The organism is Pseudoduganella sp. S-14 (genome assembly GCF_049913285.1).
Classification (GTDB): domain Bacteria; phylum Pseudomonadota; class Gammaproteobacteria; order Burkholderiales; family Burkholderiaceae_D; genus Rugamonas.
Genome location: NZ_CP183991.1, coordinates 3,775,956 through 3,801,746 on the forward strand (window position 1 = coordinate 3,775,956; position 25,791 = coordinate 3,801,746).

Here is a 25,791-nt window from a genome sequence, read left to right on the forward strand (position 1 = left end):
CACGAACCACAGGCTTGAGGGCTACTTTCCACGCTTCGGCATCGGCACGTATGCAATGCAATTGACGACATTCATGGCCGATAGCAGAACGTATTTATCGCTTTCGAGTGGAGCAACACTGGAAAGCCAGCGCGTCGTTTCGGTACTCACGTACGCCAGCAAGGCAGGTTCTGGATGGCCTGTGGCGAACTGTTGTTGCGCCTGTTGAACCAGCATGGGATGCATGCCCTCGCTGAACTGGATGATGGCGCTATAGCGGGTAGCTTGCCGATCCAATTCATCTTCGGAAATGCGGGGCCACGACCAGCCCGTCTCCTTCATGGACTGGAAGCAGACGAACAGCAAATTCAGCGCGAACTCCACCCTTTCCATCGGCACTCCCATTCGTGGCAGGATGAGTACGGCGCCGAGTAGGGTCGGCTGCGCCTGGAACAACTCATCGGCCAGCGCTTCTTTCTGTGCCGTGTTCATGGCCTGAATCGCCTTGATGGCGCGGGCGAGTATTGGTGCCGATATTCGGCTCATGCCTGCTCCTGGAGGCCGGCCACTGCGGTGCCAAAATGCCAAGGCAGTAGCGCCTCAACTTGCTCAACTGTGGTGGCTGTCGGCAAGTCGCGCAACACTTGACACAGCCACTCGTAAGGCTCGGCGCCATTGGCCTTGGCGGTCTGCACCAGCGAGTAGATGACGGCGCTGGCATGCGCGCCGGCCGGCGTGTCGGAGAAGAGCCACCCCTTGCGGCCGACCACGAAGGGGCGGATCGCGTTCTCGCAACGGTTGTTGTCGATGGGCAGATCGCCGCGTTCGACATAGCGCACCAGCTTGGGCCAGTATTTGTGCAGGTAGGTCAGTGCCTCGCCCAGCTTGGTCTTGCCCGGCACGGCCGGCAACACGCCATCGAGCCATATGCGCAAGCTGGCCAGCAGCGGCAAGCTGCGCTCCTGGCGGCCTTGCAGGCGCTGGGCGTCGCTGGCGTTGCGCAGCTCGCGTTCGACGCCATACAGCTGGCCGATCAAGTCGATGGCCTGATCCGCCAGGCCACGCTTGCCCTTGGCCTGCACGCGGACGGCTTCGACAAAACGTCGTCGCACGTGTGCCCAGCAAATCAAGTGCTCGATGTGCGGCGTGCGCGCTAGCGCGTTGTAGCCCTCGTACCCATCGGTCATAAGATAGCCCCGGAAGCCTTCCAGCAGGCGCACGGGCACCTCCGCACTGCGGCTCGGATCGTAGTCGTACAAGATGATTGGACGCTCCGGCGGGCCGCCCGTCTGCACCCACATATAGCTGTGCGAGCAGGGCGCCTTGCCGGGTTCCTTGAGCACCTGCATCACGGTCTCGTCCATATGAATCAACTGGCCGTCGAGCAGCAGATCGCGCATCAGGTTGTGCAGCGGCTGCAGCACGGCGGCCGCGCCGATCACCCAGCGCGCCAAGGTTTGCCTCGGCACCAGCGCGCCATGGCGCTCCAGTACGTGCTCGAAGCGTGCCAGCGGCAAGCCGTCGAGGTACTTGGCCACCAACAGCATGGCCAGGAAGTTGGCGCTGGCGTTGCTCTTGGGGATAGGTTGGGGCGGTAACGCGGCCGTCACCGGCACGTGCGTGCCGTTGGGACAGCCATAGCGCTTGCGCACGTGGCGCAGCACCCGTACTTGCATGGGCACGATGTCCAGTTGCTCGCTCACCTCCTCGCCGATCACCGCCATCGGCGTCCCACAGGGGCAGGTGCGCTCTGACTCGGGTACTTCGTGCACAACATCCACGCGCGGTAACTCGCCCGGTAGTGCAGTGCGCTTGCCGCGCTTGTTTTGGCCAGCCGATTTGTCCTTGGCTTTGCCGTCGGCTGGCGACTGCGGCGCGACATCCTGTTCCTGGCTCGTGTCGCGCGCCAAGCTTTCCGCCTCGTCGAATAGCCCGCGCTGCAGCGCCGCCATTTGTTCCGAACTGGCGCCATACAGACGATGGCGAGCCAGCTTGGCTTGCTCGATCATGCGGATCAGGTAATCGTTGGCAGCCTTGATCGCCGCGCCGCGCGCTGCAACTTGGGCCGCATCGAGCACCTGCGCACGGATGGTATCGGCCGCGTCGGCGTACGACTGCTGCACCGCATCTTGCACGGTCAGCACGGCAGGCATGAAACGCCTGCTGCTGCGCCTTGAGCAAGGCCTGCAGACTGCCCACGTCGTTCGGCAGATGCTCCGGCAAAGCAAACGACGGCACCAGCACGGCGAGCTTGGGAAGCTCGATTGGCGGCAATGTGATGGCGGGTGTGTCGATGGGTGAAGGCATGCCACATGTTAACAGCCTCGCTCAGGAAACAGAAGAGTAATGCAGCGTTTGGTGGGGAGCGTGGCGCCACAAGTCGAAACCTTCCAGCAGCCACTCCAGCTGCTGCGCGCTGATTTGCTCGACGCCGGCACGCTCACTCGGCCAGGCGAACTTCTCGGCCTCCAGCCGCTTCATCCACAGGCAGAAACCGTTACGGTGCCAGTAAAGCACCTTGAGCTTGGTGCGCTGGCGATTGACGAACACGTACAGCGCCTGGCCGAATGGATCGAGCCCAAGCTCTTGCTCGACCAGCACCGACAGGCCATTGATCGACTTGCGAAAGTCGATCGGCGCGCGGCACAGGTGGACCTGGCCGATCTGAAAGCCCCTGTGCATCAGCGCGCTCCTTGCGTCGCCACGGCCAGTGCCGCCAGCCATTCCGGGGCGGGCAAGCAGTGCGTTTCAATCCGAACCGCGCCTACGCTCACCACGCACGGTGCTGGCGCCATTGCCGGCATGACATCGAGCGTCATGAACTTGGTTACCGCCGCACTGGCACTGGCCGGCATGGCCTTTAGTTTGGCACGCCAGTAGTACAGCGCCGTCACCGATAAGCCATGGTGCCGCGCATACTCACTCGCCACCCAGCCGTTACGCTCAATCTCCGCCACATGTCCCTGCCAAAACTTCGCATCCCTTGCCATGTCCACCTCTGATGAAAACGATGTGGCAAGGATGCCGCAGCGACCGTCAGTTGAACAGGTTGGGGTTTATGGAGCGCTTACGTTCAACCGGGCACCTACTTGCTGCCTTCAGCGGCTGCATTGCAAATGCATCGCAGTGCCGGATTCTTCAGCCAATCCTCGTCGTCACAAATGGATTGATACACCAGCGCAGGATCGCAGCCGCGTGATTCAATTATTCCGCCGCCCGGCTCGCCGCCTGGACAGCATCGAACTGGGGCGCGAGTGTCTGAACCTGGCGAATCACACCGGATAAGTGCCCGGTTACCTCAGTGCTAGAAAGGCGGGCTGGCATCATGCTGCGATTGCGGTGGAGCTAATGTGGCTCAGCGGTTACGCCGGAACCCGGGTCGCGCGACAGAACGCTTGGGCGCATCAATATGGCGGAAGGTAATGCGTCCCTTGCTGAGATCATAGGCCGACAACTCCAGCGTTACCCGGTCTCCAGCAAGGATGCGAATGAAGTTCTTCTTCATGCGGCCAGCTGCGTAGGCAACCAGGAGATGCCCGTTTTCCAGCTCCACCCGAAAGCGGCTATCAGGCAGCACTTCCTTCACCATGCCTGGCATTTCGATGAGGTCTTCTTTCGCCATCGTTCACAGCCTCCGCACAATGTGGATATTGGTCGCGCGGGAGCCCCAGGCGGACTCAGTAAGCTCGTAGGACACCAGCTTTTCTTCGAGGCTGCCAGTAGGCCGCCCCCCTACAAAATCGCCGATGTCAGCCACGATATCAAATCCGCCCGCGTCGGGCCTGATCTGCCCAATACCCTTTAGCCTGCTAAACCAATGAATGGTGCCTGTATGTGTGCTCATGCGCTGTTCTTTCCTATAGACGAACGAACCCAATTCTCAAGTAGAGCCAATGGTCGAGGATCGGACAGGAATGGCCATCAGGCCGAGACAGGAAGGAAACAGGACGGTGACGAAGTACCGAAGTGGAATACGCAGTGTACAGGAAGGAGGTCGATTCACCTAATCCTTTCGGGGTCTCCTCGATTCGCAGTGTGGGCGTACTTTCCGCGATCAATCTCATTGTTCGAATCTTCTACGCAGAGAACACTTTCCCGCGGGCGGCAGTTCCGCATGCTTGTTCAAAGCGTCACTGACTATGCGCTCTACATGCTCTCCCCGACCGGGGTAGACACCAGCATTAGCCAGCACTTTGGCGCCATGCAGGGGATCGACCGTGAACAAGTTGAGAGCCAAGGGCCCCAGCAACGATCCGATGACAAGATAGATCGTCGCAGAGGTGAACGGCAATCTCGACACCGTCGCCCCCAGAGGCTACGTGCGAGCATCAGTATCCGATCAGCAGGGACCACTGGAAATTCTGCAATCTTCGCTCCTGTCAGACGTGCAGTCGCTGCCGTCAGTCCCGGCAATGACGCCGGCGTGGCCGCCGCACATTCATGTTCAGGTTATGCGCCGGAAGGAAACCTCCGCCCGGTCGTGTGAACATCGTGCCCGGCATCTTGCCATGGCACAAGTTGATTCGAGAATTCAGCGGCGGACTAGCAATGCTGACCATCGCGAGCACAATCGAACTGAAGTTCGAGACGTCGTTCTTCACTATCGGAACAAGCGATCCGACAGCCTGAGCGTATGAAATCCGGCGAAGTACGTCCTCGGCGACGTTTCTCCGAAGCCAACGCCGGACGTGGACTGCGCATCGGCGCAACCACTCATATTCGAGCATGTCGCCGTCTTTCAGGAGCTGGATCTATGCCAACGATTGAAATGCGGACTCCGGCGAGCGTCCTGTGAAATATCCGTTCGATGAGGTTCGGCGCGACGCCTGCGAATCGAGCCGCACGCAATCCCGCTTCCTCATCGAATTCTGCCCTGGTGAGAAGTGTCAGAGAAACCAGCGCTGCTGTCGGATGATCTATTCGCCTGTCCATGGGCCATATTAGGCTCCATGAAATAATCGGGGCGTTCGCTATAGTTCCTGGCAATTGCCTTTGACAGCAGTACATGAACGAAACACAAGTGACTGTAGGCGTTTGAAGTCCACGGGCATTCACTCAGGCCGGACGTTCGCGGCTTTCTCGCCCTTAGGACTTGGGGCACGCTCAAAGGAGACGCGTTGATTTTCTTTGAGCGCCTTGAATCCTTTTCCCTGGATGTCCTGGAAGTGCACGAACAGGTCTGCCCCACCAGTGTCAGGTGTGATGAAGCCAAATCCTTTGGCGTCATTGAACCATTTTACGGTGCCAGTTTCGGTAGCCATGAATAGACCTTAAAGTTGACATGAAAAAGGGAGCCGTGATTGTACCGACCTGGTCAGCTCGACTGATCGCTGGTCCGAGATGGTCTGGAATTGTTTTCCTGCCCAATGTAGACCCGGTCCGTAATGTCATGCCGAAACAAGTCAAGCCAGGATGTACTGTCACTGATGAGATATTGCCTCACTTGCCCAGTCGACAGACGAGTCACAGTAAGTTCGCCCTGCAATCCCGATAACTCGTCAGTCTTGGGATCAGTCGTATCGATGGCAGTCAGCGAGAAGTCCGACTGCGCGAGATGGTGCCGACGGAGGATAGCATCAAATTCCGCCCTGTCTCCCGGTTCGATGAGTTGCATGTTTTCGCCTTTCAAGAAGCGCACTTTCAGTTTAGAGCAGTTTTGCAGCTTCGTAATTCGAATAGACGAGCGATTCCAACTGACCGAACTGCGCAATGCGCTCCAGCTAGCTGCTGGGTAGGCCATCCAGCAATGCCGCCCTCAGCCGGACTTCAAGATCTGAATCCCAATTACCGGTGCGAGACGAGTAATGGGAGATGGCAATGTCCTTCGGCGTTGGGTGTTGAACAGGACTCGCATGATGACTGGAGTCCGGACGGCATGAATGCGCAAAAGCGCTTCGGCGTAAAACCGGCTGCGGGTTCCCATCATCTCGATGGCTAAATCGATGGTCTCCGAGAGCTTCTGGTCCGTCCTCGGTACAGGTAACTTCAGGATGGTCCCCAACTCTGCCGTAGCTGATGTCAACACATGCTGGGCAACTTGTTTGCCTGTGCGTCGATCCAGCGACCTCTCCTGGCCATCTGAAATCAATGCACGCCGTGGGCCGTTCTGGGAGAGTACCCTCGCCGCAACACTTGGTGGAACAGCATGCGTATGCATGTACTGCCATGCAAGTAGGCGTCCGGACGACGCTTCCATCTCGATTGCCTCATCGACGGCCAGTGCGGTCCCAGCGCCGGGGCGGGTGAAATCTTTCATATAGCCTCCGCTTTTGCGATTGCTGCGGGCAAGAATAACAAACACTAGGCAGCCACTGACCATAGCACGAAGAGGCGCCAGTGCCTAAGCATATATACGGATCAATCCTGCGGCGCGATAGTCAATGTGATTCACGCCCGACTTTCGCCCACATGCACATTCATCAACGCCATCGCATCCGTGACTGGGCCTTGCAGCAATAGGCCGCCAGGTAGCCAGAGGTGCAGCAAGGAAATAAGTAGCAAGCCGCCCTGAGAATAAAAAAAAGCCCGCTTCGTGCGGGCTTCGTTTCAATGTAATTCCAACGCTTCAATCGACACTCCAGCCCGGGCTATCTGCCCGGTGCGGAGTTTGGAAGCCCATGCTATCTGCATGGTGCCTTCAGTGTGACCTACGAATATGGTGCTACAAAGGTGAAGTACTCGAGAACTTCACCACGGGACGCAGTATAGCACACATATTTGTGCGCTGCACAAAACACGAGTACATCGACGATTACGTGTTGCCACCGGAGACGATTCCGGATGCGCTTCAGCAAAGAACACGTGCCCAAGCGGACGAACTTGGAGGTAGGTTCATTTGAACCTGGAATCGGTTGACGTGCTTCGCCAGACAACAAGGATGGTGCCGACATGCTGACCAAGACACGCCGACTGTCAAAAGCTTGCTATATGAAGAACATCATATTTACATCAAATGCTATCGAACTAAGGTCTTGCTCGTCCCAATAAAAGCCAAACACAGCTTGTGATGGATATCCTGTATGATGTTCATCATATTACATACGTTCCGTCAACGCCTTGCCGCCTTGGGATATTGCATGAGGCGGCGAGCACCGAGTTGTCGCCACATGAAAGTGCAAGAGGGGGCGTTGGTGGAGTCGTTGTGCATCGCTGTCGGGGAACGTCACGTGCGCACCCACGGCGGGTACCGTGACAGATGCCGAAACTTTTTTTGAATTGGAGAACGACGTCATGACTTATCTTTCCATATGCAAGCGCAAAGCCTTGGTGGCTAGCGCCCTGGCCTCCATGATGACAATGCCATTCACAGGCTGGGCAGCGGACGACAGCGGTGCCGCCATTACCGCTGCCACCCCAACACCCCGGACTGCGCCGTCGACCGACGCGCACTGGGCTACCGTCCCGACACAATTCCTTTCGGTGGGGGGAACTACGTTCGCCTACCGCGAACTGGGCCGTCAACATGGGGGCACTCCAGTGGTGTTCCTGAACCACCTTGCGGCGGTACTGGACAATTGGGACCCGCGCATCGTGGACGGCCTGGCTGCAAAACATCACGTTGTCGTCTTTGACAACCGTGGAGTCGGCGCATCCGGTGGAGCTCCTACCGACAGGATCGAACAGATGGCGGACGATGGCATTGCGTTCATCAAGGCTATGCAATTCGAACAGGTCGACCTGTTCGGCTTCTCGATGGGCGGCATGATTTCCCAGGAGATCGTCCTGAAGAAGCCCCACCTGGTTCGCAAGATGATCCTGGCCGGCACGGGCCCCGCAGGCGGCGAAGGCATCAGCTCAGTGGCAGGCGTCGCGAACTATGACCTGCTACGCGCATTTTTCACTTTTCAGGATCCGAAGCAATACCTTTTTTTCACCAGGACCCCGGGCGGCATTGCGGCAGGCAGGCAATTTCTCGCGCGGCTGAAAGAGCGCACGGACGATCGGGACAAGGAGATCACCCCTTCTGCCTATATTGCACAACTGCGGGCGCTGGAAGCATGGGGACAGAAAATGCCTGCCGACCTCTCGGTCATCAAGCAGCCTGTCCTGGTTGCTAACGGCGACCAGGACCGCATGGTACCGTCCAACAACTCAATCGACCTCGCGCGACGTCTCTCGAACAGCAAACTGGTTATCTATCCCGATGCGGGCCATGGCGGGGTGTTCCAGTATCACGACCAATTCGTCAGCGAAGTGCTCGATTTCCTGGCCAAGTAGCCGACGCGGCCGTTGCACCACATTTCACACGCCAGCGCGGCAGTGCCAGCTTGTCGTCTTCTTGCATTGTCTTCGTCTCCAGGACTGAAAATTCCGGCAACGGCCCTGTACGCGCCGGTAACGTTTGGTCAGGACTTCACCAACTCGACCACTACCTTGCCCTTAGCTCGTCCCTGCTCGAGGTATGCCAGTCCCTCCTTCGCGTTGGCGAAAGGGAAAACCTTGTCGATGACCGGCCGGATGCGCGACGATTCAAGCATCTCCCCGATCTTGCCGAGTTGACGCCCGTCGGGCCGCATGAACAGGAACGAATACTGGGCATTGCGCTTTCGTGCCAGGCGGATCACCTTGCGGCTCAACAGGCCAAACACGAACTTCATCAGGAAATTCATGCCGCGCTCTTGTGCAAATGCGGCGTCAGGCGGCCCAATGAGCGAGACAATGCTGCTGCCCGGCTTGACGACCTGCATTGATTTTTCGATCCCATCGCCGCGCACCGTGCCCAACACGGCGTCGTAACCACGCAGCGTCTTTTCGAATTCCTGCTTCTTGTAGTCGACAATCTCATCCGCGCCGAGGCTGCGCACCAGATCCACGTTTCCGGTGCTGGTTGTGGTGCCTACAATGGCACCGAGCTGTTTGGCCAACTGGATGGCAAAGGTCCCAATACCTCCCGATCCTGCCGGCACGAACACCTTTTGCCCCGGGCGCAACTGCGCGCGCTCCTTGAGCGCCTGCCACGAGGTGAGGCCAACCATCGGAATCGATGCCGCCTGGACGAAATCCAGGTTGGCCGGCTTATGCGCCGCGGCCCGCTCCGGTACGGCCGCATATTCGGCCAGGGAACCCGCGCCCAGATCGAACAAGCTGGCAAACACCGCGTCGCCGACCTTGAAGCGCGTGACGCGACTTCCAACCTCGACCACAACGCCTGCCAGGTCGCTCCCCATGGTGGCGGGCAGGTCGAACTTGAGGATGGGCTTGAACGATCCTTTCGGGATCATGTAATCGATCGGATTGAGACCGGCGGCATACACCTGGACCAGGATCTCGTCCGGTTTGATGGTTGGCCGCGGCACATCGGCAAAGGCGAGCGAATCCGTCGCGCCATAACGTTTCAGGACAAGTGCTTTCATTTCGACTTTCTCTTCTTTAAAGGAGTAATACTGGCGCCCTGCGGCACCACTTTCCCGCCACCCGCGGGCGCCGACAGGAATGCCAGCGCCAACGCGACCTCGAAGGCGACCGCCAGCGTTATCTTGTCGGTTGCGTGGCCGCGCCAGAATTCATACAGCCCCAATGCAACAAGCATGAGGCAGGAAACGACCAATCCCCTTACCAAAGCCGAGCGCGCTGGCGACGCTTCCGCGCTCCGTCACGCCCACACCGGCGTAGAGTGCCGCGGCGCGGCGCCCCAGCAGCCCTACCTCGTGATTGAATTCTACGCCCCACTCTGCCAGCAGCAGAGTTGGCGCCAGCAGCCAGGTGGCAGCCAAGGCAAGGAACACCAGAGTGTGGAGTGCATAGTTCTCAATCGGACAATTCAGCGCGATTGCAGGCGCGGTGCCACCTTGCCGGTTTGGGCGGCGCCAAAGAGAGCAATGCGGGAAGACTCGAAGTTGTCGATCATTCCGAGTTCAGCCACCGACGGCAGCGTGACGGTTTCCCCTTGATCAAACGCGGCCAGTGCCGCATCGACGAGATTGTCAGTGGTCATCACCGCTTCGGGCGGGAGCGCAGCGAAAGGCACGCCCGACTGATCCCAGATCTCCGTGGCGGTCGCCGCAGGCAACACGACCTGAACTTTCACGCCGGTATCCGCCAGTTCCTGCTGCAGGCCGCGGCTAAATGCCAACACGAACGCCTTGGAGCCGCTGTAGACGGAACTGATCGGGAGCGTGTTCAACGCCATCACAGAAGATATATTGATGATCGACCCTGTGTTTCGCGCCAACATGCCCGGCAGAATGGCATGCGTCAATCGGGTCAGCGCAGTCATGTTCAACGCGATCTGGGCCAACGAATCCTGCAGCGGGCTTGTCGAAATCGTTGCAAGCCTGGCGATGCCAGCGTTGTTCACCAACACACTGACGGCTGGGCTGGAAGCAAGACGTTGCTCAACACGCGCCTGCCCTTCCTCAGAAGCCAGATCGGCCACAAGGGACTCGACGCGGACACCATACTGGTCCGTCAGGCTGGCCGCGAGCGACTGCAACCGCTCAGCGCGGCGTGCTACCAGTACCAAGTCGTAACCGCGCCGCGCGAAACGCTCGGCATATGCCGCGCCGATGCCCGACGAAGCCCCCGTGATCACTGCAATTTTTGAATCGGTAATCATCATGTCCTCCCTCTGCGAAAGTCTCGCGATTTGGCGCTTCACCTCAGCGCGATAGGTTGATATGATGCGCATCATATTCACGCGCAAAAAAAATTTAACTTCTTTACTCTTTTGCGGGAGAAAACTGCTTCATCGTCGCCTCGCACAACGCTTTAGACAACCGGGGATCGTCAACGGCCCTTGCCATCACCGTCGTCCCGATCAAGGCGCACACCAGCGCCATCGCCTGCTCATGCGCCCGGGGCTGTCCCCAGTCCGGCATCTGGCGCGCGAACACGTCGATCATTTCCTTGATATGAATCGTCGCGGCGCGCCGTACCTCTGGCGATTGCCGCGGCATCTCCGAACCGAGCGCCGATACCGGGCACCCGGTCTCGATGGCAGCAATATGCTCTGGCGATAAATAAGCCTGCATCATCGCCTGCACGGCCTGTCCTGGTGGCGCTGCCGCAGCCACCCGCGCCGCCAACGCGACCGACTCTGTACCGGCACGATCGGCAGCTTCCGCCAGCAATGCATCGCGCGATTCGAAGTGCGCGTAGAACCCGCCGTGCGTTAGTCCGGCCTCCTTCATGATGTCGGCGACACCCGTGCCATCGTATCCGCTGCGACGAATGGCGCGCGACGCCACCTCCACGATTCGCTCATGTGTGAGTTCTTTGCGGCTGGCCGATGTGCGCTTTCGAGTGGTGGTCTGCATGATTAGCATCATATACCATTTTTCTGCCACGTGCATTCTGGCCGCCAACTCGTCTCACCCGCACAGGCGGCCCGCTAAGCGAACGAACCGTTCGACAGCGGCTTGGCAACCCGCACACCATCTGTAGGCTGCCCAGGAATCAGCATATGATAACTATCATAAATATTACCGATGAGCGCCTCACCAACTCCGCGCCAACGGCGGACGTCGTCTCCAATAACGACTCATTCCGCCGGCGTCGCGCAGCTTACTGAGCAAGCGAGCGGTCTGCTGCGGCGTCCTGTCCTGGCCAATGCGGTACAACGCTTGAGCGAGCGTATTGGCGCCGCCCCAAACTGCAATTCACAGGGGGCGAAGCTAAGAGCGGCACGCAAGCCAGTAACGCAGCCAGCATCGCCCGGAAGATTTTCTCAGGCCAGTGTCAGCATAGGGGAGACAAACCGGCGCAGCCGCTGGTAGCGATTTTCCTGAGAATGCTAGCAGTGTGCAGATAGTTGAAGAACTCAGGCGTTTATCTCTATTTCCCGCGTCCATTTGCTGCTCGCCTGGCAAGTGCAGGCCTGGGCAGCATAAAACTTTTGGCACACTTCGTTCATCAATCAGCAAAGTGGCCAAGTCTCTGCACTCTGTCTTATTCGTACGCATGCAACTCGGTCTATGCTCCATTCCGAAGTACTTTCGGACGTGCCAAATCGAGGAAGTTATTAATGAATCTAAAAAAATGCAGCATGGTTGTGAGCCTGCTGGCTGCCTTCGCAGGATGGAGTGGGAACAACGCAATTGCCAACCACTTGACGGAGCCTGCGAGACTGGCGTTTAACTGGACTTCGAGCCCCCAGCTTATTTCGCCTCAGGAGGATCCAAACCAGACAATCTACGGCGTGAAAGATCCCTCGATCGTCTACGTGGACGGCAAATACCACGCATTCATTACAACGGCCGGGTCTGCTGGCTGGGGCCTTGGATACACCAGCTTTGACAGCTGGTCGAACGCACCGGCAGCGAAAATAGTCCCGCTTGACAAATCCCCTATGGGGCCAGGTTATCGCGCAGCGCCGCAAGTATTTTATTTCGCTCCGCAGAAGACGTGGTATCTCGTATATCAAGGCGCCGATCCGCTGTATTCAACCTCGAAAGATATCGGCGACCCGTTGTCGTGGAGCGCGCCCAAAAAGTTCTTTCCAGTCGAACCCGACATCGTCAAGGCTCCCCTGGGCGTCGGCTGGCTGGATTTTTGGGTAATCTGCGATGATAAAAAATGCTATCTGTTCGGTACCGACGATAACGGACGTTTGCTGAGGTCCGAAACCGAGTTAGGCCAGTTCCCGAATGGCTTCCGTAACACTGTCGCTGTCATGTCCGAAAAAAAGGAGGACGTGTTCGAGGCGAGCAATACCTACAAGATCGCCAACACGAACACTTACATTACGCTGGTGGAGGCAATATCGCCCGCAGGACGCTATTTCCGGATCTGGAAAAGCAATAGCCTGGACGGAAAATGGGAGCCCTTCTCGTCCGCGCCAATGAACGCGTTCGCGACGCGCGATAACGTGGCAAAGATTTGGTCGGAAGGCATTTCACACGGCGAACTGGTGCGGATCAATACCGATCAAACGATGACAATCGACCCCTGCCAGCCGCTCGAATACCTCTTCCAGGGAAATGACCCTGCAGTGCGCGTGGACGATTACATCAAGATTCCGTACCGCCTCGGCGTGATCACGGCCAAGGGGCCGAATCCCGTAAGCGCCCTCTGCCGGCGACCCGGCGCGTCATCCCACTGAGAATCGCTCCGGCGGTCCGCCCATGGCGGCCGCCCTCAGGCGCCTTCTGCCAGCGCCGCCGCGCAGCGGGCGGCTGCGCAGCAATCCTTCAACAACACAGTTTGGAGCTTCCTCCCGCATGAACATCGTCAAACACGGCCTCGCCGTTCTCGGCTTGATCGCGGCGCCAGCTTTTGCCGCCGGCCAGGTCAGCATCAACATCGACGCAGCCAAACCCGGCCCGATCATCAACAAGAACGTTTATGGCCAGTTCGCCGAACACCTCGGCACCGGCGTCTACGAAGGCATGCCGGCCATCCCCAATACCAGGGGCTGGCGCAATGACGTGGTGGGTGCGCTCAAGGCCTTGCATGTGCCGCTGGTGCGCTGGCCGGGCGGCTGCTTCGCCGACACATACCATTGGCGCGACGGCATTGGCCCCCAGGACCAGCGCCCGGCCAACGTCCACGGGAGCACGGTGGACGCGATCAATGCCGTAGGCACCCACGAATTCTTCGACCTGATCGACATGCTGGGCGCCGACGCCTACGTCAACGGCAACGTCGGTACCGGCAGCGTGCAAGAGATGTCCGACTGGATCGAGTACATGACCGCAGACGGCGGCTCGCCCCTGGCCAGGCTGCGCGCAAAGAACGGGCGCGAAAAGCCGTTCAAAGTCGCCTTCTTCGGTATCGGTAATGAGTTGTGGGGCTGCGGCGGCAACATGAAGCCCGAGTACTATGCCAACCTGTACAGCAACTACGAAGCGTTCCTGAGGGCGCCCGCGCAGTCCAGGCCGCAGATGATCGCCAGCGGCGGCAGTGGCCTCGAAACCGCGTGGACCCAAGTCTTGAGCAAGGAACTGAAGGGCCGCACCACGGGCATCAGCGTGCACCAATATACGGTCCCGACGGGCAGCTGGGACGTCAAAGGCAAGGACCTCGGCTTCAAGGAGGGCGAATGGATCTCGACCCTTGCCAACACCTTGAAAATGGATCAACTGATCAAGGATCACGTGGTGGTACTGGACAAGAACGATCCCGAAAAGAAGATCGGTCTGATGATCGACGAGTGGGGCACTTGGTATGACGAAGCGGGCGCCAGGAGCGCGCTGTTCCAGCAGAACTCCCTGCGCGACGCGCTCGTCGCGGCGCTCAACTTCAACATCTTCCATGAGCACGCGGAACGGGTCCCCATGACCACCATCGCCCAGATGGTCAACGTCCTGCAGGCGATGATCCTGACCGACGAGGAGAAGATGGTCCTGACCCCGACTTACTACACGTTCCAGATGTATGTGCCGTTCCAGGATGCCAAGTCGCTGCCGCTGGCGATCAAGGACAACACCAGCTACACCCTGGGCGCAACGACCATCCCGGGCGTGAGCGCTTCGGCGGCACGTGCCAAGGACGGCCAGATGTACCTGGCGCTGGTTAACACCGATCCGTCCAAGGCGGTCGACGTCGCCGTCGACGTCGCCGGCACGAAGCTGAAAGGTGCGGCCGGCAAGGTGCTGACCTCGGCCAAGATGGATGCGCACAACACCTTTCAGTATCCGCAGGCCATCAAGCCGGCGGCGTTCAGCGCGCGCGCTGCAGGCGGCAAGCTATCGCTCAAGGTGCCTGCCAAGGCCGTACTGGTGGTCGCATTGGAGGAGTAATCTCATGACAAAATCAACCCGCTCCGCTGCCGCCCTCTTGTCCGTGTTGGCCACGCTGCCCGCAGCGTCGTTCGCGCTCAACCCGGTTATTCAGACGATGAATACGGCCGATCCGGCGCCGATGGTCCATAAGGGCACGCTCTACCTGTTCTCCAGCCACGACGAAGACGCCGGCGAAAAAAATAACTTCAACATGAAGAACTGGGTGCTCGCCACGACCACGGACATGGTGAACTGGACCCAGTATGGCGTGGTCGCCTCCCTCCGGGATTTTCCCTGGGCCGCCAAGGAGAAATCCGGCTGGGACGGTTTCGACAACGGCGCCTGGGCTCCCCAGGTGATCGAGCGGGATGGCAAATGGTATCTCTATGGCCCGGTGCAAGGCCGGGGCATCGGCGTGCTCGTGGCCAATAATCCCCTGGGTCCCTACACCGATCCCCTCAAAAAACCGCTGATCGCCGGCCACGCCGGCGGCCTGTACGACAGCATCGATCCGACCCTGTACATCGACGACCAGGGCCAGGCCTATCTCGCCTGGGGCAATCCAAATCTGTGGTCGGTGAAGCTGAACAAGGACATGATTTCCTATGACACCAGCGTCGGGGACAAGGGCATCATTCGCCATCCGATGACCGTCAAGGCCCTGGCCGAGCGCAATCCTCCGGACAAAGAAGGCACTACGCTGCCAAAGTCTGCCCTGCGCGGCACATCCTACGAAGAGGGTCCCTGGCTCTATAAGCGCAAGAATCTCAATTACCTGTTCTTTGCCGGTGGTCCCATCCCTGAGCATCTCGCCTACTCCACCGGCCCTACACCGGAAGGCCCGTGGACCTATGGCGGCGTCGTCATGCCCCCGCAAAGCGCCTTCACCAACCACCCGGGCGTGGTCGATTACAAGGGCAAGACCTACCTCTTCTACCACAACGGCGCGCTGCCGGGAGGCGATGGCTTCAAACGTTCCGTGGCGGTCGATGAGTTGAAGTTCAAGCCGGATGGCTCGGTCCAGATGGTGCAGCCGACCAAGGAAGGGCCGGCACCGCTCGCCACCCTCGATCCCTACAAGCGCGTGGAAGCCGAGACCATCGCCTGGTCTTCCGGTGTCAAGATCGAGCCCAGCAGCGCCGGCGGCCAGAACGTGCGCGACATTCACGACGGCGACCACATCCAGGTACGAAATGTCGATTTCGGCGCGGCCGGCGCGCGCGCCTTCAAGGCCAGCCTCTCCAGCACTGCCAAGGCGAAGCAGGCCACCGGGGCGAAGATCGAGATTCGTTTGGATAAGCTCGACGGCCAGTTGATCGGCACGCTGCCGATCGCGGGAACCGGCGGCGAATGGCAGCTGCAGTCTACCCGGATTTCCGCAGCCGCTGGCGTCCACGATCTCTTCTTCATGTTTCGCGGTGCCGCCGGCGAGGAACTGTTCAAATTCGATTACTGGCAATTCTCCCAGAGTGCTCTGCCCGCGGACGGCGCCTCCGTCGCATCCCGGCCTCTTCCGGCGGCACAGGCGAATCGTGCCCACAATCCCCTTATCTGGGCCGATGTCCCCGACATCGCAGTCATCCGTGTCGGAAAAACCTACTACATGAGCAGCACGACGATGCACATGAGCCCGGGCCTCCCGATCATGAAGTCGACGGACCTGGTCAACTGGAGCATGGCCTCCTACGCCTACCAAACCCTGGCCGACGACGAAGCCTTCCGCCTCGAAAACGGCAACAACGCCTACGGTGCCGGCTCTTGGGCCAGCAGCCTGCGCTATCACGACGGCGTGTTCCATGCCTCGACCTTCGCCCCCACCGCCGGTGGGCGCACCCATATCTACACCACGCGCGATCCGGAGCGCGGCCCGTGGAAAGAGACGAATTTCGCGCCCGCGATGCATGACCACAGCCTGTTTTTCGACGACGGCCGCGCTTACATGGTTTGGGGCTGCAATCGCATCATGCTCACCGAATTGAAACCGGATCTCTCTGGAATTAAGCCGGGCGGCGTGAACAAGCCCATCATCGAACAGGTGAACGCGCTCTTCGGCGCCGACCAGGGCGGGCTTTGCGGCGAGGGCTCGCAGCTTTCCAAGATCAACGGCCGCTACTACCTCTTCAACATCGCCTCGCCCAAGACCCGCTGGGCGCGCTCCGTCATCGTCCACCGCGCCGACGCCATCGACGGCCCCTACGAGGGCCGCATCATGCTCGATGACCGCGGCATCGCCCAGGGCGGCCTGGTCGACACCCCGGAAGGAAAATGGTATGCCTACCTGTTCAGGGACAACGGCGCAGTCGGCCGCATCCCCTACCTCGTGCCCGTGACCTGGAAGGACGGCTGGCCCGTGCTCGGCCAAGACGGCGAGGTCCCCATGACGCTCGACATCCCCGCCGGCGCACAGGGCGCCTCCGGCGCCTCCGGGATCGTCGCCTCGGACGAATTCGACCGCCTGCCTGGCGCCCCAGCCCTGCCCCTCGCCTGGCAATGGAATCACAATCCCGAGCCGCGCAACTGGTCGCTCACCACGCGTCCCGGCTACATGAGCTTTGTCACCAGCCGTATCGATTCCAGCCTGCTCGAGGCCAGGAATACGCTCACCCAGCGCACGTTTGGCCCTGACAGTTTCGCCACCACCAGCATCGACGTGAGCGGCATGAAAGACGGCGACTGGGCCGGCCTGTCCGCTTTCCAGAAAGAGTATGGTTTTGTTGGCGTGAAAATGAGCGGCGGCGCCAAGTCGCTCGTCATGGTGAGCGCCGACTCAGGCCAGGCCGAGGAGATCGCCTCCATTCCCCTCTCCGGCAATTCCGTTCACCTCAAGGCCGAAACCGAATTTCAGCCTGCGCCTGAAGTCGCCCGCTTCTCCTACAGTCTCGACGGCAAATCCTGGATCTCCATCGGCCGTCCCTCGCGCCTGGCTTACACCTTCCCGCACTTCATGGGTTACCGCTACGCGCTCTTCTTTTACTCGACCAAGTCCGCCGGCGGCCGGGTCGACTTTGACAATTACCGGACAGGGCAAAGTGGGGGGAGCAAATATTGACTTTTGGCGTGGTTGTCTCTCGGGCATGCTTTCTGTACAAACGGCGCGGCCGATAGATACCAACCTATTGCCGCTCCAACACCACTGGCGCCGCGCTTGCAGCGGCGTAATCCGACACATGATAAAGGGATTCAATATGAACATGAAACGCACAGCGCTGCTCGTGTTAGGCACCCTGCTGGGTGCCGCCGCCTGCGGCTATAGCTGGGCTCAAAAGGCTGAAGGCCTGGCCAACACCCCGCCAATGGGCTGGAACAGCTGGAACAAATTCGCCTGCGATATCGACGAGCGCCTGATCCGCGAGACTGCCGATGCCATGGTCGAGACGGGCTTGAAGGACGCCGGCTACCAGTACGTGAACATTGACGATTGCTGGCACGGCCAGCGCGACGCCAACGGCGACATCCAGCCCGACCCCACGCGCTTCCCATCCGGCATGAAGGCGCTGGCGGACTATGTGCATGGCAAGGGGCTCAAGCTGGGCATCTACTCAGACGCCGGCGCGACCACCTGCGGCGGCCGCCCCGGCAGCCGCGGCTACGAGTATCAGGATGCGCGGACCTATGCGAAATGGGGCATCGATTACGTCAAGTACGACTGGTGCGACACCCCGGGCCTGAATGCGGAAGCGGCCTACACCACGATGCGCGACGCGATCGCCAAGTCGGGCCGTCCGATGGTGTTCAGCATATGCGAATGGGGCATGAGCAAGCCGTGGGAGTGGGCCGGCAAGGTCGGCCATATGTGGCGCACCACGCCCGATATCTATAACTGCTTCGACTGCGAATACAGCCCCGGCTTTTCGGTTGGCCTGGGCGTGCTGCGCATCCTCGACAAGCAGGCAGGCCTGCGCAAGTTCGCAGGCCCCGGCCACTGGAACGACATGGACATGCTCGAAGTGGGCAACGGCATGAGCGAGGATCAAGACCGCGCCCATCTGTCGATCTGGGCCATGATGGCCTCGCCCCTCATCCTGGGCAACGACCTGCGTTCCATATCCGAGTCGAGCCGCCGCATCCTGACCAACCCCGGCGTGATCGCGGTGAACCAGGACAAGCTGGGTGTGCAGGCGCTGCGCATCCTGGCCGACGGTCCGCTGGAGCTCTATGCCAAACCACTCGAAGGCGGCCAATGGGCACTGATGTTCCTGAACCGCTCCGACCAGGCTGTCGACGTTCATCATGACTGGCAGGCGCACCTCCTGACCGATGACCTGAGCAAGCGGTCGGTCAATTTCAAGCAGACCGCCTACCGCTGGTCCGACCTGTGGAGCAGGAAGACGGGCGATACCAGCGGCAAACTGGAAGCGCGGCTGGCGCCGCACGGCGTGCTGATGCTGCTCCTGAGCGGCCCTGTTAAACCTTAGGGCGCCCCCGGCCGCGCGGCGCGCAAGGAGTCCTTGCCTGACGATGCCCTTGCCAGGCGCGCGGCCCGGCAGATCCCTAACGGTTGTATCTTCGCACCTGGCAAGCTCGGCTGGCAATACCCGCCCTCTAAGGGAGCCAAGGTCGGTCGCCCCCTCCTCCTCCTCCAACGATGAATGGAGGGGGCCTTTGCAACCAGGCAGTGCCCAATACGGACAGGGGCTCGATGCGCGTTTGGCGCACGCTTGCCGAATGAAGCGCGCGCGGCAGCGCCGACGGATACACCCATGAATGGGGCCGCGCTCAGCGCCGCTGGCGGCATATGAACTTCATGCCGCAGGTTCCCGCGCCTCTTTCTTGCAAATTTCACGAAATGCCTTGGGAGTGCATTCGTACTCTTCCTTGAAGAGCTTATTGAAATACGAGGAATTCTTATACCCTACCGAATAGGCGATTTCCGCAATAGTGGCTCCGGTGTTCTCCACCAACAGGCGCGATGCTTCGGTCAGTCTGAGCTTGTTCAGGTAACCGATAAAGGTATACCCCATTTCCGCTTTTAGTATGTCGTTGACCTTATTGCGGTTGACGCCGGTTTCCGAGACCACGGTTTCCAAGTCCAGTTCTGAATCCGCATAACGCGTCGCCAGCAACCTCAAGATGGCGGATTTTTCCCTTTCCCGGTGCGGCTCCAGCGCCAGCTGCTGATATGCCACCAGCGGCAGGTCTTTCTGCATCCGCGCATGCAGGTCATTAGCAAGGGCCGCCGCGTACTGCTTGACTACCCAGAACGCGAAACCAGCCCAGGCCAGTACCAGGAACACGGCGAGAAAATACAGGTAGCCGTACTTCCGCTCGTGCATTTCGATTCCAGCGATTTCGATACGCGACGGAGTCCCGACGCGGCTGGCGTTGCTGGTGCCGACTTCGATCTGCGCGACCTTGGCCAATGAGTAGCCCAGATCGGATGGGTTAAGTTTGTTCATGTCAACCCACCACTCCGGAATGGCTAAATGCGCCAGATCGAGTTCGACGCGGCCCCCGTCCTGATTGCAGTTGATGTATGCCGTCGGCGAGCGGTAGCTCATCAGATCACCCGGCTTGGACAGCTTTTCATCGAAGGTGGCCAGGCCGACCCGGATGGTACTGGCAGGGAAGCAGCGCGCCTCGAAACTGACCTTGCCGAACCGGGACCAGTCGAACAGCGCCGGTTTGCCGTTGCGGTCTGTGAACAGCAGGCCGGTTGAAACATAGGATCGGGGATGACTGCCTGACAGGACGAATTCCATGATCAGGCGCGCCGCATCGACTCTCGCGTTCAGGTTGGTCGTCGCGCTGCTGTGCGTGCGCAATTGCCAGGAAAAATCTTCTTGCTCAAACAAGGCGACGCGGTGATAGCTGCGGCTGACGCACAGATACCCGATCACAATACTCATACCGAGAAGCAGGACTAGCCGGAGCAGTGCCTTTGAACATAGCGCGCGCATATAGATAAAAGTTAGATGGCCGGACAGCACCCGCACAACATAGAGCATGCCGCCATGGACTTCCGCCAGGCCACGCAACGGCTCCTTCATGTACTTCTGGATGCCTGGCCTCGCGGCAGCCATCATGCCCTCGCTCAACGTACCTGGTGGCTTAGGAATTAGTCGGCACGACAGTGACGACAACGCGTCGGTAACGCGTCAGCGGCGGACTGCCCTTATCGATAACCTTGACGATGAAGTGGGCGGTTTCCGTCTTGCTTACCACCGGCGCCTGCCCCCAAACGGTATGATGATTTTCCGCATACCCCAGCTTGATCTGCTCCTTGTAGCTGCCGGCTTCGGGATACTGAAACCACAGGTAGCTCAAGCTATCTCCATCGGGGTCCAAGCTCCCGGCAGCGCTCATCATGAAGCCTTCGCCGGATTTGATGGTCAGCCGATCACCATGGCCGAGCTTTACCACTGGCGGATGATTCGCCTCCTTGTATGACTTGGCACTCCAATCCATTCGGGCAGCGAAATCGTTCTGGAAGTCTTTGCGCCAGCGCCAGACAGTGGTCCGGTACCCGGTAGAGACCTTGTCGTGGGCTTGCACGCTGCGGCCATAGTCGTGGTAGACCACCGGCCTGTAACTGTCCACGGCGTTGGTCCAGATGGCACGCGGCTCTTGCAATATAGGAACGTTGCCGGTGAAACCTTTCGGATCGGTGGTCTCCAACGCTGGCGTGTACAACTCGTAGCGCCCACCCCAGCCGCCCCACTCCGGATGCTCGGGTGCGTTCAGGCCGTTTGGTATCAAGGATAGGAAGGATGGCGTATCGCCCTCCACGCCGAAAGAGACATCCGGATATATAGCGCCCAGCGGCCCATGCCCCTGCTGGATATGGGTGGCGATCCAGTTGTTGCTCACTTCCGTGCTGTCGAAGCCCGGCTCAGTCGAGTGCATGCCCGTCCACGTACCATTGCCATACCCGCCGGGGCTGACGATGTAAAACAGATCGGGAAACTTTGTGCGCATCCAGATACCGGAATCGTCCTGATCGGAGATCGTGTAGACGCGCAGCTTGTTCAGCAGGCGCGCGGCCTGCTCCGGCGTCCTGTCGTGGTCGATCCGATACAACGCTTGAGCAAGAGTATTGGCACCGCCCCACACAGCGACCCACAGGGGACGCGTATCATTTTTCTCCAGGGCCTGGATGATGGCGTCCGATCCCGGCGAGTCCCTGCCGGCGCCGACACCTTGCATGCCGTAGAGTTGCGAACCAGAGCGCACCACTGCTTTTAGCACCTCCGCCTTCGGATAACCCGATTCGTGCTTGGACAGATTGGGCTGTACTCGGCCGTAGGCGTCGATGATCGCATGCATGGATGCGGGTGCGATATGCGACTTCTGGTGCGTGGAGGTCGTGGCGACGATGCCTTCGATATCGATCTGGTTCGCGTACAGAAGCAAACGCACGAGCGACTGGCTGTCATCGGGATCGGCCTCGATATCGCTGAGGACAATCAGGCGTTGTTTTGGTTCGGCGAGGCTAACGGCAGGCGCGAAGATCAGAAACGCCGCCAACATGGCAGTGATTGAAAATAGTCGCATCATGTCTCTGGTGAATTAAGGGGCTAGCCCGCAAGCAAGAATTGTGATTCACAAGTCGCGAGAAAACAATTATGAAATTCGCCAATGGCACCAACGATTTACTCTCGCCATGAGGGTGGGCTCCGCTATCCATCAGCCGTTGGGGCCGGCGGCGCCGAGGCCCGATTGAGCCAGGCGCAGCTCAGGGGCGCTCACGGAATCCAGCCTGCACAGTTCAGCCGGGCGTCCGCCAGGGCGGTGATGCAAAGGGAATAAGGAAAGGCCCCGTAAAACAGGGCTTTAGATGTAACATTAGCTGGCCAACGCTGCCCAGGGCGGCGCGCCATAAGTTTTATTTATTGCGCCACTGCTCTACGCGCGGCATATCGTCAGCGCCGTTGCCCCGATCTCGTGATCGTCCCCGCAGGCGCTACGGCGCATTTTAGCGCTCTGATTCACCCTTTCAACCCGAACCGCGAACTAATGCCCGGTCCGGTGCCGCTTGAATGCTTCAGACGATGAATTCCTTCCCGGCAAAATCAACGCTGACGCTGCGTTTGTCGCCGCAGAAGACCCGGGCGCTGCAGCATCTGGCGTCATTAAGCCAGGTGGACGGTCGCTCGCATCGGGAAGCCGAGACAGGTAAATAATTAGGACGGGGACGAAGTACCGAAGTGGGATCGTCAGTGCATAAGAAGGGCCGATTTACATAAACAATTCGTCGCGTGCCGGTTCGCAATTACCCAGGCGTCCAAGCGATGGCGGTGGTGCTTGGATTCCGACCTCTCTATCAATCTGCGGAAAGTCAGCCCCCATTTGCGCGCCCGGTTACCGGCTCGAACGAAGGGCGACGCAATACATGCCCCCCACCTCGCGCGCACCATCCGCCGCAGGGACCTCCAGCAAACAAGCACGGAACGGCGTACACTGACCACATCCCATCTTTCGTCATCGGCTGAAGCGAGCGTCGCCACGACAACGACGAAGAAACAAGGGGGTTGGCATGACAATCTATCATTACTATCGCCGTGCAGCAGGCACGTTCGGCTCTGGACCAGGCTCTATCCGATTCAATGGGCGCGAGTACCTGTACCGCGGGTATGCATATGAGAACTTTATCGATGCATACAATTACGCGCAGCTCATGCTGCTTCATCCTTCTCGCGCGCCGCCTTCGTGGTTGACTGGGCCCACGAACCCGCCCCGCGCACCTTCGATCGACGAATTGCGGCTGATGCAGCAACTAGGTATCGTATTTGTTGCCGGACATTACTTCTACGGCACCTATCGCTACGATTGCCTGGTCGATGCTTGCGCCTTTGCCAGCCAGGCACCTGGACAAGGCATTTTCCAGCTTAACGTGCAGAACGCGCGAGCCGCCCATCACTTGAATCTGCGTCAGGAGAGCAAGATGATTGACGGAAAAGGAAGGGCCTTGAAAGTTCGACCCAGCGGGCGAATTGGGCACTACGACATCTTTCCCGAGAATGCCCCTCCCTCCATCCTGTTCAAGCGCACCTTGCTACACCGGTGAGCATTCACCGGACTGAATGTATCCAAGTGTGCGGCCAACAGCCCCTCACTTTGCACTATTCCGTTTCGGCATGCCACCTTCTCATCGTGGTTCGCCTCAAACGTGCGGAGCTCATTGCACAATTCGTGTAGGGTGGATTCGAACCTACCACGCCATTTCCTCTCTCTAGCCCGTCGCGACAGAGTCGCGATGACGCAAAGAGAGCGCCATGAATCATGTCAATTCCCGCGTACTGCTGGTCGACGATAACAAGGACGCCGTCGACATGGCCTCCCAATTTCTGAGTATCCATCACATCGATAACAAGGTGGCCTACGACGGCGCTTCAGCCGTTTCCATCTTGGCTGACTGGCCTGCGGATATCGTGTTCCTCGACATTCAAATGCCTGGCATGGATGGCTATGAAACCGCGATTGCCATGCATGCACTTCCCCGGTGTGCTGCACTTCCCATTGTTGCCTGGACCGGCTGGGACGGTCCGGGCAGCCAAGAGGCAGCGGCACACGCACACATGGTATTGCGCTTAACGAAACCGGTCGTGATGGAAGAATTGCTGGCGCTGGTATCCCGCTTTGGCCGCCATGCATCGACGTGAGGGACATCGCATGCCGGTGCGTGTCAGTGGCTAGCTGGCGCAGATCTTCCACTCAACTTGTTGTATTCTGAAGCGCGGTTGGAACATCGCACATACGATCCAGCATTTCCCTCTGCCTGCGCTCCCATTTGCTCCGGACTTTCGCCGCTTTTCCCGCCAGCCGCAGTCTGGCAAGGCTTGCTTTGTCACGGCCACGCATTGCTCGTGTTTGCATGCGTGCTTCGAGCATGGTGCGACCGGCGATTCAGTCCTCAGCGCGATCAATGACGCGCTGCCCTCCCCCGCTTTGCCGCATGGGGCGATGCGTGTCGCACCGCCGAGTGGCGCTCATCACGATTGATCTTCCTATCCATAGCTCGCCAATTGTCGGGCAAATTGCTGCAAGGGGCGCAGACCAGAACGCTCCGCATCCATGCACCATGCCTGCAGGACTATCAGAAGGTCTTCCTGCGTTGCAGGCGAACGTTCCCACAATTTCTCCAGCGTTTGCCGCGCAACATGGATGGTGTTAAGCCGTGCACTGTGAATGATCACCTGTCCCAGTTCCATCCTTTGCACTCCCGTGAGCCGACAGGGCGCGCGCCGCAACAATCGCTTTGTCTGATCCAGCGCCGCACCGGGGATCAGTTCGGTCAGTTCCCTGCGCTCAGACCGAAACACGTCCAAGGTCAGGATGGTCAGCTCGCGCATCAGTACCGGACGATTGCCCAGCACAAGCCTCAATGTCACCGGGGTCGGCACGAACTGTCCCGCGCATCGCTTCAAGCGATCTGGTGGTCGCCGAATCGAAGCCAGGCCCAACCAACGTAACAGGCGGATATACGCCCAGCCGATATCCAGCTCGAACCAGCGAACTGAAAATTTGGCGGAGGTAGGAAAAGTGTGATGGTTGTTGTGCAGCTCTTCCCCACCGATCAGCAGGCCAAACGGAACGATGTTGGTGGCAGCTTCCTTGCAGTCGTAATTGCGGTAACCGGCATAATGCCCCAAGCCGTTGACCACCCCGGCAGCCAAAAACGGAATCCACATCATCTGACAAGCCCACAGCGTCAGGCCCAGCGCACCAAACAAAACCAGCTCGATCACGAGAAGCAAGCCAACGCCTTGCCAGGTGTACCGGCCATAAATCCGTCGCTCCAGCCAATCGGCAGGTCCACCACCCCCGTAGCGATCCACCAGGGCGGGGTCACCGGTCGCGCCCCGGTACAATTCGGCCCCGCGCCATAACACCTGGTGAATACCCATCACCACCGGACTGTGAGGATCCTTCGTCGTTTCACAATGGGCGTGATGGCAGCGATGGACCGCCACCCACTCCCGCGTCACCATCCCCGTCGTCAGCCATAACCAGAAGCGGAAGCAATGGGCCACGACCGGGCGCAATGTCAGCGAGCGATGCGTCTGGCACCGGTGCAGGTAGACCGTCACCGCAATGATCGTCGCGTGCGTGGTCACCAGCCCGATCAACAACAGCTTCCACCAGCTCAACGCGAGCAGTCCTTCGGCCACCCATTGCAAATAGCGCTCCATACCGGCACTCCTTCGTGGCCATT

23 protein-coding genes are annotated in these 25,791 nt (G+C 59.5%); 8 read left to right on the forward strand and 15 right to left on the reverse strand.

Annotated features, from left to right (window positions below; translation table 11 throughout):
• Nucleotides 1-21: 21 nt before the first annotated feature.
• From ACN9MZ_RS17160 to ACN9MZ_RS17190, 7 genes are all read right to left on the reverse strand, one after another.
• Nucleotides 22-525 carry a hypothetical protein gene (locus tag ACN9MZ_RS17160; RefSeq protein ID WP_426338188.1) on the reverse strand — a complete coding sequence of 168 codons (504 nt, stop codon included), beginning with the start codon at nucleotides 523-525 and terminating at the stop codon, nucleotides 22-24.
• On the reverse strand, nucleotides 522-2,132 hold the full coding sequence (gene tnpC / locus ACN9MZ_RS17165; protein ID WP_426338189.1) for an IS66 family transposase: 1,611 nt from the start codon (nucleotides 2,130-2,132) through the stop codon (nucleotides 522-524). Before tnpC ends, ACN9MZ_RS17160 begins: the two co-directional genes overlap by 4 nt.
• A 175-nt stretch (nucleotides 2,133-2,307) precedes the next feature.
• Entirely contained in the window at nucleotides 2,308-2,661 is a 354-nt protein-coding gene (tnpB, locus tag ACN9MZ_RS17170) for an IS66 family insertion sequence element accessory protein TnpB (RefSeq protein ID WP_426338190.1), read from the reverse strand.
• Nucleotides 2,661-2,969, reverse strand: coding sequence for an IS66 family insertion sequence element accessory protein TnpA (tnpA, locus tag ACN9MZ_RS17175; RefSeq protein ID WP_426338191.1), 309 nt, complete (start codon nucleotides 2,967-2,969; stop codon nucleotides 2,661-2,663). The genes tnpB and tnpA overlap by 1 nt, the downstream gene beginning before the upstream one ends.
• A 365-nt stretch (nucleotides 2,970-3,334) precedes the next feature.
• A complete protein-coding gene (gene infA / locus ACN9MZ_RS17180; protein WP_426338192.1) occupies nucleotides 3,335-3,601 on the reverse strand; it encodes a translation initiation factor IF-1 in 267 nt (88 codons plus the stop codon).
• A gap of 1,429 nt (nucleotides 3,602-5,030) precedes the next feature.
• Complete coding sequence (locus tag ACN9MZ_RS17185; RefSeq protein ID WP_426338193.1) at nucleotides 5,031-5,240, reverse strand: cold-shock protein; 210 nt, start codon at nucleotides 5,238-5,240, stop codon at nucleotides 5,031-5,033.
• A 494-nt stretch (nucleotides 5,241-5,734) separates the two neighbouring features.
• Nucleotides 5,735-6,235 carry a hypothetical protein gene (locus ACN9MZ_RS17190; protein ID WP_426338194.1) on the reverse strand — a complete coding sequence of 167 codons (501 nt, stop codon included), beginning with the start codon at nucleotides 6,233-6,235 and terminating at the stop codon, nucleotides 5,735-5,737.
• Nucleotides 6,236-7,266: 1,031 nt separating this feature from the next.
• On the opposite strand from ACN9MZ_RS17190, the gene ACN9MZ_RS17195 reads away from it, so the two are divergent.
• On the forward strand, nucleotides 7,267-8,196 hold the full coding sequence (locus ACN9MZ_RS17195) for an alpha/beta fold hydrolase (protein ID WP_426342919.1): 930 nt from the start codon (nucleotides 7,267-7,269) through the stop codon (nucleotides 8,194-8,196).
• Between the two features lie 128 nt (nucleotides 8,197-8,324).
• Here ACN9MZ_RS17195 and ACN9MZ_RS17200 read toward each other — a convergent pair whose 3' ends face one another.
• The 5 genes from ACN9MZ_RS17200 to ACN9MZ_RS17220 all read right to left on the reverse strand — a co-directional run bounded on the left by ACN9MZ_RS17200 (nucleotide 8,325) and on the right by ACN9MZ_RS17220 (nucleotide 11,576).
• Nucleotides 8,325-9,332 carry an NADP-dependent oxidoreductase gene (locus ACN9MZ_RS17200; RefSeq protein ID WP_426338195.1) on the reverse strand — a complete coding sequence of 336 codons (1,008 nt, stop codon included), beginning with the start codon at nucleotides 9,330-9,332 and terminating at the stop codon, nucleotides 8,325-8,327.
• Nucleotides 9,329-9,526 (reverse strand): hypothetical protein, encoded by a 198-nt coding sequence (locus ACN9MZ_RS17205; protein ID WP_426338196.1) that lies wholly within the window; start codon nucleotides 9,524-9,526, stop codon nucleotides 9,329-9,331. Before ACN9MZ_RS17205 ends, ACN9MZ_RS17200 begins: the two co-directional genes overlap by 4 nt.
• 213 nt (nucleotides 9,527-9,739) lie before the next feature.
• Nucleotides 9,740-10,534 (reverse strand): SDR family NAD(P)-dependent oxidoreductase, encoded by a 795-nt coding sequence (locus ACN9MZ_RS17210; RefSeq protein WP_426342920.1) that lies wholly within the window; start codon nucleotides 10,532-10,534, stop codon nucleotides 9,740-9,742.
• A gap of 103 nt (nucleotides 10,535-10,637) precedes the next feature.
• On the reverse strand, nucleotides 10,638-11,246 hold the full coding sequence (locus tag ACN9MZ_RS17215; protein ID WP_426342921.1) for a TetR/AcrR family transcriptional regulator: 609 nt from the start codon (nucleotides 11,244-11,246) through the stop codon (nucleotides 10,638-10,640).
• Nucleotides 11,247-11,414: 168 nt separating this feature from the next.
• Nucleotides 11,415-11,576: a nucleoside hydrolase-like domain-containing protein gene (locus ACN9MZ_RS17220; RefSeq protein WP_426342922.1), complete on the reverse strand. Its 162-nt coding sequence runs from the start codon at nucleotides 11,574-11,576 to the stop codon at nucleotides 11,415-11,417.
• Nucleotides 11,577-11,941: 365 nt separating this feature from the next.
• On the opposite strand from ACN9MZ_RS17220, the gene ACN9MZ_RS17225 reads away from it, so the two are divergent.
• The 4 genes from ACN9MZ_RS17225 to ACN9MZ_RS17240 all read left to right on the forward strand — a co-directional run bounded on the left by ACN9MZ_RS17225 (nucleotide 11,942) and on the right by ACN9MZ_RS17240 (nucleotide 19,054).
• Entirely contained in the window at nucleotides 11,942-13,018 is a 1,077-nt protein-coding gene (locus ACN9MZ_RS17225; protein WP_426338197.1) for a non-reducing end alpha-L-arabinofuranosidase family hydrolase, read from the forward strand.
• A 118-nt stretch (nucleotides 13,019-13,136) separates the two neighbouring features.
• Nucleotides 13,137-14,657, forward strand: a complete 1,521-nt coding sequence (locus ACN9MZ_RS17230) for an alpha-N-arabinofuranosidase (protein ID WP_426338198.1) — start codon at nucleotides 13,137-13,139, stop codon at nucleotides 14,655-14,657.
• 4 nt (nucleotides 14,658-14,661) lie between these two features.
• Entirely contained in the window at nucleotides 14,662-17,688 is a 3,027-nt protein-coding gene (locus ACN9MZ_RS17235) for a family 43 glycosylhydrolase (protein ID WP_426338199.1), read from the forward strand.
• Nucleotides 17,689-17,824: 136 nt separating this feature from the next.
• Nucleotides 17,825-19,054, forward strand: coding sequence for a glycoside hydrolase family 27 protein (locus ACN9MZ_RS17240; protein ID WP_426338200.1), 1,230 nt, complete (start codon nucleotides 17,825-17,827; stop codon nucleotides 19,052-19,054).
• A gap of 327 nt (nucleotides 19,055-19,381) precedes the next feature.
• Here ACN9MZ_RS17240 and ACN9MZ_RS17245 read toward each other — a convergent pair whose 3' ends face one another.
• Both ACN9MZ_RS17245 and ACN9MZ_RS17250 read right to left on the reverse strand, forming a co-directional pair.
• On the reverse strand, nucleotides 19,382-20,662 hold the full coding sequence (locus tag ACN9MZ_RS17245; RefSeq protein ID WP_426338201.1) for a helix-turn-helix domain-containing protein: 1,281 nt from the start codon (nucleotides 20,660-20,662) through the stop codon (nucleotides 19,382-19,384).
• Nucleotides 20,663-20,687: 25 nt separating this feature from the next.
• Entirely contained in the window at nucleotides 20,688-22,133 is a 1,446-nt protein-coding gene (locus tag ACN9MZ_RS17250; RefSeq protein WP_426338202.1) for a nucleoside hydrolase-like domain-containing protein, read from the reverse strand.
• Between the two features lie 482 nt (nucleotides 22,134-22,615).
• On the opposite strand from ACN9MZ_RS17250, the gene ACN9MZ_RS17255 reads away from it, so the two are divergent.
• From ACN9MZ_RS17255 to ACN9MZ_RS17265, 3 genes are all read left to right on the forward strand, one after another.
• Complete coding sequence (locus ACN9MZ_RS17255; protein WP_426338203.1) at nucleotides 22,616-22,759, forward strand: hypothetical protein; 144 nt, start codon at nucleotides 22,616-22,618, stop codon at nucleotides 22,757-22,759.
• Nucleotides 22,760-23,112: 353 nt separating this feature from the next.
• Nucleotides 23,113-23,643 (forward strand): hypothetical protein, encoded by a 531-nt coding sequence (locus ACN9MZ_RS17260; protein WP_426338204.1) that lies wholly within the window; start codon nucleotides 23,113-23,115, stop codon nucleotides 23,641-23,643.
• A 208-nt stretch (nucleotides 23,644-23,851) separates the two neighbouring features.
• Entirely contained in the window at nucleotides 23,852-24,238 is a 387-nt protein-coding gene (locus tag ACN9MZ_RS17265) for a response regulator (protein WP_426338205.1), read from the forward strand.
• 345 nt (nucleotides 24,239-24,583) lie between these two features.
• Here the strand turns inward: ACN9MZ_RS17265 and ACN9MZ_RS17270 are convergent, their stop codons facing one another.
• Entirely contained in the window at nucleotides 24,584-25,768 is a 1,185-nt protein-coding gene (locus ACN9MZ_RS17270) for a DesA family fatty acid desaturase (protein ID WP_426338206.1), read from the reverse strand.
• Nucleotides 25,769-25,791 lie beyond the last annotated feature (23 nt).